Consider the following 12,225-nt stretch of genomic DNA (forward strand, 5'->3'; position numbering starts at 1 on the left):
TTCGTCATGCCACCGATCGTCGCCGACCCGGAGCCCTCCGCGCCTCAGGCATCGACCCTGACACCACCCTGATTTGCCGGTTCCGGGGCGGCTCGGAGTGGTCCGGGCGTCGGTCGGCGTGTGACGATCTGGTGGAACCCAGTTCCGACCGCGAGCCGAAACGAGTCCGATGACCAGCCCAGTGCCCGTCCGCCGCCTCTACCGCGAGCCCGCGGACCGGGTCGTCGCGGGGGTCGCCGCCGGCATCGCCGCGCACCTCGGCGCCTCCGTGGTGCTGGTGCGGGTGGCGTTCGTGCTGCTCGCGGCGTTCAACGGGCTCGGCGCGCTGCTCTACGCGGCGTTCTGGGCGGTGCTGCCGATGCCGCCGCACGTGCGGTCGGGCCGGCGCAACGTCAACCAGCTCTTCTCGTTCCTCGCGCTCGGCGTCGGCATGGTGCTGCTGGTGCTGATGGCCGGGCCCAGCGACGGCATCCAGGCGGTGATCGGCTGGCTGGCCGCCGTCATCGCGCTCGGCGCCGGCATCATCTGGCACCAGGCCGACCCGAAGCGGCGCGAGCGCTGGTCGGCGACCGTGCCCGGGATGCCCTGGCTCGGCGCCGTGATGGACAACAACCGCAAGTCCTACCTGGTCCGGTTCATCGGCGGCGGCCTGCTCGTCATCGTCGGCATCATCGGCGCGTTCGTGGTGGGGGTGCCGATCTCCGGCGCCACGCTCGCCTCGATCGGCTACGGCCTCGGCTTCGCCGCGGTCGCCCTCGCCGGCGTCGGCCTCGCCCTGGCCCCGCTGCTCTACCGCATGTTCACGCAGCTCAGCACGGAGCGCGAGGCGCGGGTGCGCGAGCAGGAGCGGGCCGAGCTGGCCGCGATGATCCACGACCAGGTGCTGCACACCCTGGCCCTGATCCAGCGCAACGCCGGCGACCTGAAGGAGGTCCAGCGCCTCGCCCGCGGGCAGGAGCGGACCTTGCGAAACTGGCTGTACAAGCCCACCGCGTCGCCGACGGAGAAGTTCAGCGCCGCGCTGGAGGAGGCGTCGGCCGAGGTCGAGGACACGTTCGCGATCGCGGTCGAGACCGTCGTCGTCGGTGACGTCGACGTCGACGAGCGGGTCGGGGCGATCGTCGCCGCCGCCCGCGAGGCCCTGGTCAACGCGGCCAAGCACGCCAAGGTCCAGACCGTCTCGCTCTACGCGGAGGTCGAGCCCGACTGCGTGAGCGTGTTCGTCCGCGACCGGGGCGTCGGCTTCGAGCTCACCGCCGTCGAGTCCGACCGGCACGGCGTGCGAGGCTCGATCCTGGCCCGCATGCGGCGCCACGGGGGCAAGGCGGAGATCCGCAGCACACCGGGCGACGGCACCGAGGTGCGGTTGAGCCTGCCCATCGATACGGAGAAGTGATGACTGACGAGACCCAGCGCCTGCGGGTGTTCCTGGTCGACGACCACGCCATGTTCCGGGCGGGGGTCCGCGCCGAGCTCGGCGTGCACGTCGACGTGATCGGTGAGGCCAGCGGGGTCGCGGAGGCGGTGCAGAAGATCAGCGCGCTGGAGCCCGACGTGGTGCTGCTGGACGTGCACATGCCCGACGGCGGCGGCCGGGCCGTCCTCGACGCGATGCGCCGCGCGCGGCCGCAGGTGAAGTTCCTGGCGCTGTCGGTCTCCGACGCCGCCGAGGACGTCATCGGGCTGATCCGGGCCGGCGCGCGGGGGTATGTCACCAAGACCATCTCGCCGGACGAGCTCGCCGACGCGATCCGCCGGGTCGCCGACGGCGACGCCGTCTTCAGCCCGCGCCTGGCCGGCTTCGTGCTCGACGCGTTCGCCGCGCGCCCCGACGCGCCGGTCGCCGACCCGGAGCTCGACCAGCTGACCAACCGCGAGCGCGAGGTCCTGCGGCTGCTGGCGCGCGGTTACGCATACAAGGAGATCGCCAAGGAGCTCTACATCTCGATCAAGACGGTCGAGACGCACGTGTCCAACGTGCTCCGCAAGCTGCAGATGTCGAACAGGTACGAGCTGTCCCGCTGGGCCGCGGATCGCCGTCTGGTCTGATTTTTTTCGTGGGATTTCCGGACAAACTGGTGTGACTGGTGTGACTGCTGTTGCCGGGGAGGTGACAGGAGGGGTCTCCGACCGCTACAAACGAGCGTCCCCCTGATTCTCGTCAAAGGTGGTCCAGTCACCGTGTCACGCATTTCCCGTATGGCCGGTCTGGCCGCAGCGGTGCTCGTCGGGGGTGTCGTCGCGCTCAGCGGAGCCGGCGCCGCCTACGCCGACACCGTCACCGGCACGCAGGTCTTCATCGATGACGCCGCGCACGCGATCAAGGTCATCAACAAGAAGAACACCAAGACCAACCCCGAGGGCAACGAGACCGCCGCGCCGCGTCTCGGCCTGAAGGTCGCCGGTTCGTCCGAGCCCGTCATCGCGTACTGCATCGACTTCGCGCGCAACATCACGGACCCGGCGTATGTCGAGTCGCCGTGGGCGGGCAACGCCAACTCCTCGCCGACCAAGGAGGAGCTGGGCCGGGTGCTGTGGGTGCTGAACCACGCGTACCCGACCGTCGGCCCCGACGCGCTCCTCGCGGCAGCGAAGGGCACCAAGCCGGCCGGCATCGACGCCACGCTGCTCACCAAGCTGGTCTACGCCGGCACGCAGAGCGCCATCTGGACGATCACCGACGGTGACCTGTTCGCGCTCCGCGACAACAACGAGGGCTTCAACACGGGCAACACGCCGGAGCAGTACGCCGTCATCGTCGCCGTCAGCGAGTACCTCGTGAACGCGTCGAAGGACCCGGCCGCCGACCCGCAGCCGAAGCTCGAGATCAACCCGGCCACCCTGGCCGGCGTGGTCGGCAAGAAGATCGGCCCGTTCACCATCGTCTCCGGTGGTGGCGAGGCCGCCCTCACGGCCACCGGCGGCAAGCTCGTCGACGCGGACGGCAAGGCCGTCACGTCCCTGCCGAACGGCGGCAAGTTCTACGTCGTCGCCGACGCCGTGGGCACCGTGACGATCGACGCCAAGGGCAGTGGCTCCGTGCCGATCGGCCGCATGTTCGTCACCGCGAAGGACCCGAACAAGACGCAGAAGCTGATCCTGGCGGGCGTCGCCGGCACCGAGCTCGAGGCGAAGGCCACGGTCACCGTGAACCCGGCCCCGCCGGAGCTGCCGGTCACCGGTGTGAAGCTCACCGGCGCGATCACCGCCGGCGCGCTGCTCATCGCGGGTGGCGTCGCCCTGCTGCTGGTGGTCCGCCGCCGCCGGCAGGTCCGCTTCACCGCCTAGTTCCTGTCACGTCGCGTGCCCGGTCTTCCTCGGAAGGCCGGGCACGCCGCGTTTCAGGCGGTGTTCTTCAGGCGGTGTTCTTCAGGCGGAGTTCTTCAGGCTGTGCTTCTTCGGGCCGTGCTTCGTCAGGCCGTGTGGAACACGGAGAAGGCCTCGGCGAGGCGGCCCGGCGTCCTCGACGTGGCCGCGAGACGGGCCCGCAGCATGCCGTCCAGGTCCTCCAGGTGCGACGTCTGCGACACGTGCGCCCTGAGTGCCTTGAGCTTCCGCTCGTACGTGTCGGTGACGTCGACCAGGTGGTCCGGGTCCGGTCCGCCCGAATACCAGATCTCGCGGACGGTCCACGCGGGCAGGTCGAGCTCCGTGAACGTGAACGGGTTGCGCGCGTCCGGGTACACCGCGCACGTCGTCGCCTCCCCGGCCGCCAGATGATCGGGGTGGCTCGGCCCGGCGATCCGGTCCCAGCGCCGCAGCGGCGAGTTGGTCAGGACCCGGTCGGGGCGGAACCGGCGGATCGCCGCGGTGATGTCGCGCCGCAGGTCGATCGACGCCGTGAGCACGCCGTCGCGGTAGCCGTCGAGGAACTCGACGTGATCCACCCCGACGACCGCGGCCGCCGCGCGCTGCTCCGCCTCCCGCAGCGCCGGCATCATGGCGCGCGGGGTGTCGTCGAAGCCGCCGGCGTCGCCGCGCGTCACCAGCAGATACCCCACCTCGAGTCCGGCGTCGACCCAGCCGGCGACGGTGCCGGCGCAGCCGAAGTCGACGTCGTCGGGGTGGGCGAACACGCACAGGACCCGCCGCACGTCCTGAAGCGGGGTGGCTGATCTCGGGAAGCTCATGACTTCCTGTTTACCGTTTCATCGCCGGTACCGGCGAACCACCCGCACGGTCCGCGGTCGGCGGCGCGAGTGGGTCTGCCCGTATCGGGGCCGACGACGCCGCACCGCGTCGGCCGGCCCACGTGTCGCCGCCGGTCCGGCCGGCTCCGGCGGTACAGACGCCGCAAACGCCAGGACGCGAACCTCGGCGGTCCGTGCGAGGGCTACAGGGGTCCGCGGCCGGCGCGCAGGATGAGCAGGGCCAGCTGGGTGCCGTCGGCGCCGAGCTCGGCGGAGAAGCGCTCCAGGATCTCCCGCTCGCGCGACAGCACCAGACGCGTGCCACCGGCGGCGACGCGGGTCGCGCCGACCTCGCGGGAGATCGCGGCCCGCTCCTTCCAGAGCGCGACCAGCGCCGCGTCGATCTCGTCGATCCGGTTGCGCAGGCCGGCGATGTGCTCGTCGGCGGCGGGCTGCTGTTCCATGGTGATGGCGGCCATTCTCTCGTCCTTGTCAGCTCTGGCTCTGGTGCCCCGCCCCGGGAACGCGGAACGCCCCGGGCTCGGGAGCCCGGGGCGTCGGTAGGTATCAGCGTTCAGGCGCGACCTACGGCTGCCGGACTCCCGGAGCCGTAAAAAAAGTACGGACGCGCCTGCTCGATCACGTCACCGAGTATGGCACGGCCTTCTGAGCGACGTGAAGTCCTCCGCCGGTTTTCTGTCAGTGGTGCGGCATAGACTCGCCGGTGCGATGCATGCTCTCTTCGATCTTCCCCAGTCAGAGCCGGCCGGCGTGACCGCTCCCGCCGCCCCGGCCCAGCCGTCCCGCGGCCGTGACCCGCAGTCGCTGCTCGAGGGGCTCAACGGCCCTCAGCGCGACGCCGTGATCCACGAGGGCGCCCCGCTGCTCATCGTGGCCGGCGCCGGCTCCGGCAAGACCAAGGTGCTGACCAGCAGGATCGCCTATCTGCTCGCGGCGCGGCACGTGCACCCCGGCGAGATCATCGCGATCACGTTCACCAACAAGGCCGCCGGCGAGATGAAGGAGCGCGTCGCCAACCTCGTCGGCGGGCGCGCCCGGCTGATGTGGGTGTCCACGTTCCACTCCGCCTGCGTGCGCATCCTGCGCGCCGAGCACGGCCACGCCGGCCTCAAGTCGACGTTCTCGATCTATGACGCCGACGACTCGCGCCGGCTCATGCAGCTCGTCATCCGCGAGCTCGACCTCGACCCGAAGCGCTATCCGGCCCGCGGCCTCGCCGCCCAGGTCTCCAACCTCAAGAACGAGCTGGTCGACCCCGAGACCTTCGCGGCCCGGGCGATCGGGCCGGCCGAGCGCGCCCTCGCCGAGGCGTACACGCTCTATCAGCAGCGCCTCACCGAGGCCCATGCCCTCGACTTCGACGACCTGATCATGCGGGTGGTGCACCTGCTGCAGAGCCACCCCGAGGTCGCCGAGACCTATCGCCGCCGCTTCCGCCACGTGCTCGTCGATGAATACCAGGACACCAACCAGGCGCAGTACATGCTGGTGAAGGAGCTCGTCGGCAGCACCGGCGAGCTGTGCGTCGTCGGCGACGCCGACCAGTCGATCTATGCGTTCCGCGGCGCCACGATCCGCAACATCCTCGAGTTCGAGCGCGACTACCCCAACGCCCGCACCATCCTCCTGGAGCAGAACTACCGCTCCACCCAGACGATCCTGTCCGCCGCCAACGCCGTCATCGGGCGCAACACGGAGCGCAAGCCCAAGCGCCTGTGGAGCGACCAGGGCGCCGGCGAGCAGATCGTCGGCTATGTCGCCGACACCGAGCACGCCGAGGCCGACTGGGTCGCCCGCGAGATCGACCGGCTCTCCGACAACGCCGGCGTCCGCCCCGCCGACGTCGCCGTCTTCTACCGCACCAACGCGCAGTCCCGCGTGTTCGAGGAGATGTTCATCCGCTTCGGCCTGCCGTACAAGGTCGTCGGTGGCGTCCGGTTCTACGAGCGCAAGGAGGTCCGCGACGCCCTCGCGTACCTGCGCGCCGTGGTCAACGAGGACGACACCGTCAGCATCCGCCGCGTCCTCAACACCCCGCGCCGTGGCATCGGCGACCGCGCCGAGGCCTGCGTCGAGGCCCTCGCGTCCCGGGAGCGCATCTCCTTCGGCGCCGCCCTGCGCCGCGCCGCGGAGGCCCCCGGCATCTCCACCCGCGCCGTCAACGCCATCGGCGACTTCGTCGCGCTGCTGGACGAGCTGCGCACCCTCGCCGAGACCGCGCTGCCCGAAGAGGTCCTCGAGGCCGCCATCGAGCGCTCCGGCTACCTCGGCGAGCTGGAGGAGAGCACCGACCCGCAGGAGGCCGGCCGCGTCGAGAACCTGCAGGAGCTCGTCAGCGTCGCCCGCGAATACACCGAGCGCGCCGAGGCCACCATCGCCGTCGCCGCCGAGCAGGGCGACGCCACCGCCGCCCCGCCCGCCACCGTCGCCGGCTTCCTGGAGCAGGTCTCCCTCGTCGCCGACGCCGACCAGATCCCCGACGACGACCCCGACCACACCGGCGTCGTCACCCTCATGACCCTGCACACCGCCAAGGGCCTCGAGTTTCCCGTGGTCTTCCTCACCGGCCTCGAGGACAGCGTCTTCCCCCATCAGCGCTCCATGAGCGACCGCAAGGAGCTGGAGGAGGAGCGCCGCCTGGCGTATGTCGGCATCACCCGAGCCCGCCAGCGCCTCTACATCTCCCGCGCCGTCACCCGCTCCGCCTGGGGCCAGCCCGCCTACAACCCGCCGTCCCGCTTCCTGGAGGAGCTCCCACCCGAGCTGGTCCGCTGGGAGCGCACCGACGCCGCGTACACCAGCTGGTCCGGCGGCGGCGGCCACGGCGGCCGCAACACCGGCCCAGCCCAGTCCCGCACGTCCTCCTTCGTCGGCGGCACCCCGAAGGCCGCCCAGCTCGCCGCCAAGCTCGGCCTGGACGCCTCCAAGCTCTCCACCGCCAGCGAGCTCGCCCGCGACATCCCGTCCCTGACCGTCGGCGACCGCGTCAACCACCAGCGCTACGGCCTCGGCCGCGTCCTCGCTGTCGAAGGCACCGGCCCCCGCACCCAGGCCCAGGTCGACTTCGGCGACCAGGTCATGTGGATCGTCCTGCGCCACGCCCCCATCGACAAACTCTGACACCCACCCACCGCTCCCAGCCCGGGACTGGAAGCACCCCATCCTGACCCCGCCGCGACCCGGCTCGCCTTGAGCCCGGTCCGGCTCGGGTCCGCCTCGGGTTCGGTTCACTCGGCCTCGACTGGGCACAGGTCCGCCTCGGCTCCGGTCGGTCTCGGATTCGGCTCGGCACGGGTCCGGCTCGGGTTCGGTTCGCTCGGGTTCGGCTCGGCTCGGGTCCGGCTCAGGTTCGGTTCGCTCGGCCTCGGCTCGGCACAGATCCGGCCTCGGCTCGGCACAGGTCCGGCCTCGGCTCGGCACGGGTCCGTCTCGGGTTCGGCTTGGCACGGGTTCGGCTCGGCACGGGTCCGGCTCGGGTCCGGTCTGGGGGCGGCGCTGACTTGGTCCAGGTCTGTCTCTGGCTAGACCTGTCTCTCGGCCGGCCTGGCTCTGCCCCAGTGGCCTGACCTCTTGATTGGTTCAGCCCGTCTCGGTCCCATCGCCGCGCCGATCGATCAGGTGATCAGTCCCGGCTGTCCTCGCCTGTGGGAAGCGGCCGTCGGTGATCCTCGTTCTTGGCCCAGTGGCAGTGGTGTCGCCACTGCACAGGCGCGGCACGGGCGGCCATCGGCCGGCTGGCCGCGCGCAGACGTTGGTCAATGCCCTGGAATGCCCCCCTTTGGGGGATCGACATTGCGCGATCCATCCACATGTCGATCTCTGAATTGAGGGTGGATCGCGCAGCGTCGATGCGCACGCCGCCAAGGTCGGGCATTGACCAACGTCTGTGGAGGGTGTCGAGCGGTGGCGGGCCGGCGTTCCGTCGGCGGGGCGACCGTGTCGCCGTTCCCCGTGATCGAATGACGATTCTGGTTGTCTGGACAGCCGGATCCGTCTGTGGATCAACGCCGTCGTGATCGACATCGCGTGCTGGTCGTCCGGGTTGGGCGGTCACCGGATGCGGCGCGCATGCGGCGCTTGGCCTGCCTCGCGTCTCGGCGCGGGCAGTGCGTCGCGGAGCGGCGCATTGGGGTGCGGGTGAGAATCCCCGCCGGGCCCCGCCGCGGCAGCGGTGGGGGGAAGCGCAGCGGGTGAGAATCCCCGCCGGGACCCGTCGCGAAGCGGTGGGGCGGAGGCGCAGCATCCCCGCCGGGACCCGTCGCGGCAGCGGTGGGGGGAATCGGAGAACTACCGCTCAGCCGTAGATGTCTTCGGTGTGCTTCTGGATGTCGACGCCGTGTTTGCGCATGAAGGCGAGCGGCTCGACCGGCTTGTCGTGCTCGCGGACCTCGAAGTGCAGGTGGGCGCCGAACGAGTGGCCGGTGTTGCCGGTGAGGGCGATCCTGTCGCCGGCCCGCACGACCTGGCCTTCCTTGCACAGGAGCTTGGAGGCGTGGCCGTACACGGTGATGATGCCGTCGCCGTGGTCGATCATGACGTTGTAGCCGTAGCCGCCGTTCCAGCGGCAGAGGATGACCTTGCCGGCGGCGACGGCGTTGAAGGGGGTGCCCTGCGGGGCGCCCAGGTCGACGCCGGGGTGGAGGCGGCCCCAGCGTTCGCCGTAGAACGAGGTCAGCGTGTACCGCTGGATGGGAAGGATCCACACGTCGGGGGCCGGCATGTTCACGGTCGTCATGGGGCCGCCGGTGCGGGAGCGGCTGGCGCGGTCGTCGGAGGTGGCGCCCCGCACGCTGACGTCGTCGAAGTTGCCGCTCGCTTCCAGGGAGAGGTCGTTGCGCGGCTCGGGGAGGGCGGTGGACACGCCGAGCGCGACAATGCCGGCGCCCACGACGGCGGTGGTGAGCACGGCCGCGTAGCGGGTGTGCGCCGACTGGGCACGATGGTGGCCGCGGTACGCGTAAGGCGCCTGGGCATCGTCCATATACGCACACCCCCGCAATTCTGGAAAAAGACGGAAATGACGGAGACGTCATTCGAGTGCAATGGCTGAACCGCAGGCCACCGTAGCCAATACGGAATACGCGCCACAAGCCACGACAGGCCCGAAGGTCAATGAGTGCCCGGGCGGTTGGTTGTGCGTAACCCGGGGTCCGCAAGGTCGTTGCGGGCGCTCCATGCGGTACCTTCGGGCCAGGCGTGCGCCGCAACGGAGCGGTGCCTCCAACGGGAAGGACCGTGAGGATGAGCGCGCGGACCCGCGTCGTCATCGCCAAGCCCGGCCTGGACGGGCACGACCGAGGCGTCAAGATCGTCGCCCGGGCACTCCGGGACGCCGGGATGGAGGTCATCTACACGGGCCTGCACCAGACGCCGGAGCAGATCGTGGAGACCGCCATCCAGGAGGACGCCGACGCGGTCGGCCTGTCGGTCCTGTCGGGGGCGCACATGACCCTGTTCCGGAAGGTCATCGAGCTGCTCGCCGAGCGCGGCGCCGACGACATCCTCGTGTTCGGTGGCGGCATCATTCCCGACGACGACCTGCCGGAGCTGGAGCGGCTCGGCGTCAGGAAGATCTTCACGCCGGGGGCGACCACGCAGTCGATCGTGGAATGGGCCCGCGAGCACATCGCACCAGCGCATGCCTGATTGACGGCATTCAATCGGAAATGGTGCGGAAAAGGGGGAGAGGCCGGACGCACCCCTCACACGTCCGGCCTCTCTATCGCACGATGCCCCGCCGCCACCCCTCGACCGACAGGGCATCGGCCGTTTGGTGCCGGCCCTACCCCTGCAGGCGGGCCGACACTGCACTCAACGACGGCAGCCGGGCCCGGTTACGCGCGCCGGGCGGCGTCCCTCTAAAGAGGGAGCGGCTGTGGAATCGGGCACACCCCGCACCCGCCAAGTCGCAGCCTGTTCAGACCTGGTTAGGCTGCGAGCGTTGAGCCGTCCTCGCGATGGGGCAGGCGGCACGGTTGACGGAACGGGACCACTGTGGACCTGTACGAGTACCAGGGGCGCGCCCTCTTCGCCAAGCACGGGTTGCCTGTGCTCGGCGGCGGCGTCGCCGAGACCCCTGAAGAGGCCCGTGCGATCGCCGAGGAACTCGGCGGCCGGGTTGTCATCAAAGCCCAGGTGAAGGTCGGCGGTCGGGGCAAGGCCGGCGGCGTGAAGCTCGCCGAGGGCGCCGACGAGGCGACCAGCCACGCCACCAACATCCTCGGCATGGACATCAAGGGCCACACGGTCCACAAGGTGATGGTCACGACCACCGCCGACATCGCCGAGGAGTACTACTTCTCGTACCTGCTGGACCGGGCGAACCGCACGTTCCTGTGCATCGCCAGCGTCGCCGGCGGCATGGAGATCGAGACCGTCGCGCACGACGCGCCGGAGAAGGTCGCCAAGGTCGCGATCGACGCGGTCAAGGGCGTCGACGAGGCCACCGCCCGCGCGATCGTCGAGCAGGCGAAGTTCCCCGCCGAGGTCGCCGACCAGGTCGTGGCGATCGCGGTCAAGCTGTGGCAGGCGTTCATCGCCGAGGACGCCACGCTGGTCGAGGTCAACCCGCTCGCGAAGACCACCGACGGCACAGTGCTGTGCCTCGACGCGAAGGTGACCCTCGACGAGAACGCGGGCTTCCGCCACGCGGACCACGAGGCACTCGAGGACAAGGCCGCCGCCGACCCGCTCGAGCAGGCGGCCAAGGCCAAGAACCTCAACTACGTGAAGCTCGAGGGCAACGTCGGCATCATCGGCAACGGCGCGGGCCTGGTCATGTCGACGCTCGACGTCGTCGCGTACGCCGGCGAGGGCCTCGGCAGCAAGCCCGCCAACTTCCTCGACATCGGCGGCGGCGCCAGCGCCCAGGTCATGGCCGACGGTCTCGAGATCGTGCTCGGCGACCCGGACGTGAAGAGCGTGTTCGTCAACGTCTTCGGCGGCATCACCGCCTGCGACGCGGTCGCCAACGGCATCGTGCAGGCCCTGCAGCTGCTCACGGACCGCGGTGAGACGGTGTCGAAGCCGCTCGTGGTCCGCCTCGACGGCAACAACGCCGAGGAGGGTCGCCGGATCCTCGACGACGCCGCCAACCCGCTGATCGAGCGGGTCGACACGATGGACGGGGCGGCCCGCCGCGCCGCCGAGCTCGCAGCGAGTGGGGTGTAACGACCATGGCGGTATGGCTGACCGAGTCCAGCAAGGTCATCGTCCAGGGCATGACCGGTGCCGAGGGCTCCAAGCACACCCGGCGCATGCTCGCCGCGGGCACGAACGTGGTCGGTGGCGTCAACCCGCGCAAGGCCGGCACGCAGGTCGACTTCGACGGCACGAAGCTGCCGGTCTTCGCCAGCGTCGCCGAGGCGATCGAGCAGACGGGCGCCGACACGAGCGTCATCTTCGTCCCGCCGGCGGGCACCAAGTCCGCGACGCTCGAGGCGATCGACGCGCAGATCCCGCTCGCCGTGGTGATCACCGAGGGCGTGCCGGTGCACGACACCGCGAACTTCTGGGCGCACCTGCAGTCCAGTGGCAGCAAGACCCGCGTCATCGGGCCGAACTGCCCCGGCATCGCCAGCCCCGGCAAGTCCAACGCGGGCATCATCCCCGCCGACATCACCGGCCCCGGCAAGATCGGCCTGGTGAGCAAGTCGGGCACGCTGACCTACCAGATGATGTACGAGCTGCGCGACATCGGCTTCTCGACGTGCATCGGCATCGGCGGCGACCCGGTCATCGGCACCACGCACATCGACGCGCTCGCCGCGTTCGAGGCCGACCCGGAGACCGCGGCGATCGTCATGATCGGCGAGATCGGCGGCGACGCCGAGGAGCGTGCGGCCGACTTCATCAAGGCCAACGTGCGCAAGCCGGTCGTCGGCTACATCGCCGGCTTCACCGCGCCGCCCGGCAAGACCATGGGCCACGCCGGCGCGATCATCTCCGGCTCGGCGGGCACCGCCGACGCCAAGAAGCTCGCCCTGGAGGCCGCCGGCGTCCGCGTCGGCAAGACCCCCACCGAGACCGCCAACCTGATGCGGGACCTCGTCAAGGCACTGTAAAAGCAAATTCA

10 protein-coding genes are annotated in these 12,225 nt (G+C 70.5%); 7 read left to right on the forward strand and 3 right to left on the reverse strand.

All coding sequences use genetic code 11. From position 1 onward, the window contains the following. Positions 1-169: 169 nt before the first annotated feature. The 3 genes from AB0I21_RS00590 (at position 170) to AB0I21_RS00600 (ending at position 3,288) form a co-directional block, all read left to right on the forward strand. Complete coding sequence (locus tag AB0I21_RS00590) at positions 170-1,396, forward strand: PspC domain-containing protein (RefSeq protein WP_344501778.1); 1,227 nt, start codon at positions 170-172, stop codon at positions 1,394-1,396. Beyond that, positions 1,396-2,049, forward strand: coding sequence for a response regulator transcription factor (locus AB0I21_RS00595; RefSeq protein WP_360557964.1), 654 nt, complete (start codon positions 1,396-1,398; stop codon positions 2,047-2,049). The genes AB0I21_RS00590 and AB0I21_RS00595 overlap by 1 nt, the downstream gene beginning before the upstream one ends. Positions 2,050-2,181: 132 nt before the next feature. Continuing rightward, complete coding sequence (locus tag AB0I21_RS00600) at positions 2,182-3,288, forward strand: thioester domain-containing protein (protein WP_360557966.1); 1,107 nt, start codon at positions 2,182-2,184, stop codon at positions 3,286-3,288. Positions 3,289-3,413: 125 nt separating this feature from the next. Here AB0I21_RS00600 and AB0I21_RS00605 read toward each other — a convergent pair whose 3' ends face one another. Together AB0I21_RS00605 and AB0I21_RS00610 are read right to left on the reverse strand one after the other, a co-directional pair. Next, complete coding sequence (locus AB0I21_RS00605) at positions 3,414-4,130, reverse strand: PIG-L deacetylase family protein (protein ID WP_360557967.1); 717 nt, start codon at positions 4,128-4,130, stop codon at positions 3,414-3,416. A 203-nt stretch (positions 4,131-4,333) separates the two neighbouring features. Next, positions 4,334-4,708, reverse strand: a complete 375-nt coding sequence (locus tag AB0I21_RS00610) for a chorismate mutase (RefSeq protein WP_360558118.1) — start codon at positions 4,706-4,708, stop codon at positions 4,334-4,336. A 151-nt stretch (positions 4,709-4,859) separates the two neighbouring features. Here AB0I21_RS00610 and pcrA point away from each other — a divergent pair, with 151 nt between their 5' ends. Then, on the forward strand, positions 4,860-7,271 hold the full coding sequence (pcrA, locus tag AB0I21_RS00615) for a DNA helicase PcrA (protein ID WP_360557969.1): 2,412 nt from the start codon (positions 4,860-4,862) through the stop codon (positions 7,269-7,271). Positions 7,272-8,445: 1,174 nt separating this feature from the next. Here pcrA and AB0I21_RS00620 read toward each other — a convergent pair. Beyond that, entirely contained in the window at positions 8,446-9,132 is a 687-nt protein-coding gene (locus AB0I21_RS00620; RefSeq protein WP_360557970.1) for a M23 family metallopeptidase, read from the reverse strand. A gap of 260 nt (positions 9,133-9,392) precedes the next feature. Here AB0I21_RS00620 and AB0I21_RS00625 point away from each other — a divergent pair, with 260 nt between their 5' ends. The 3 genes from AB0I21_RS00625 to sucD all read left to right on the forward strand — a co-directional run bounded on the left by AB0I21_RS00625 (position 9,393) and on the right by sucD (position 12,214). Next, positions 9,393-9,797: a cobalamin B12-binding domain-containing protein gene (locus AB0I21_RS00625; RefSeq protein WP_344501772.1), complete on the forward strand. Its 405-nt coding sequence runs from the start codon at positions 9,393-9,395 to the stop codon at positions 9,795-9,797. Positions 9,798-10,145: 348 nt separating this feature from the next. After that, the gene (sucC, locus tag AB0I21_RS00630; RefSeq protein ID WP_360557971.1) at positions 10,146-11,321 is read left to right on the forward strand and encodes an ADP-forming succinate--CoA ligase subunit beta; all 1,176 of its coding nucleotides are present in this window, start codon (positions 10,146-10,148) and stop codon (positions 11,319-11,321) included. A 5-nt stretch (positions 11,322-11,326) separates the two neighbouring features. Continuing rightward, positions 11,327-12,214: a succinate--CoA ligase subunit alpha gene (gene sucD, locus AB0I21_RS00635; RefSeq protein WP_344501770.1), complete on the forward strand. Its 888-nt coding sequence runs from the start codon at positions 11,327-11,329 to the stop codon at positions 12,212-12,214. The last annotated feature ends 11 nt before the right edge of the window (positions 12,215-12,225 follow it).

It is taken from the genome of Dactylosporangium sp. NPDC050588, assembly GCF_040654975.1.
Classification (GTDB): Bacteria; Actinomycetota; Actinomycetes; order Mycobacteriales; family Micromonosporaceae; genus Dactylosporangium; species Dactylosporangium maewongense.

Coding starts and splice junctions, on each gene's coding strand:
- AB0I21_RS00590 (WP_344501778.1), top strand. CDS start 170: ATGACCAGCCCAGTGCCCGTCCGCCGCCTCTACCGCGAGCCCGCGGAC.
- AB0I21_RS00595 (WP_360557964.1), top strand. CDS start 1,396: ATGACTGACGAGACCCAGCGCCTGCGGGTGTTCCTGGTCGACGACCAC.
- AB0I21_RS00605 (WP_360557967.1), bottom strand. CDS start 4,130: ATGAGCTTCCCGAGATCAGCCACCCCGCTTCAGGACGTGCGGCGGGTC.
- pcrA (WP_360557969.1), top strand. CDS start 4,860: ATGCATGCTCTCTTCGATCTTCCCCAGTCAGAGCCGGCCGGCGTGACC.
- AB0I21_RS00620 (WP_360557970.1), bottom strand. CDS start 9,132: ATGGACGATGCCCAGGCGCCTTACGCGTACCGCGGCCACCATCGTGCC.
- AB0I21_RS00625 (WP_344501772.1), top strand. CDS start 9,393: ATGAGCGCGCGGACCCGCGTCGTCATCGCCAAGCCCGGCCTGGACGGG.
- sucD (WP_344501770.1), top strand. CDS start 11,327: ATGGCGGTATGGCTGACCGAGTCCAGCAAGGTCATCGTCCAGGGCATG.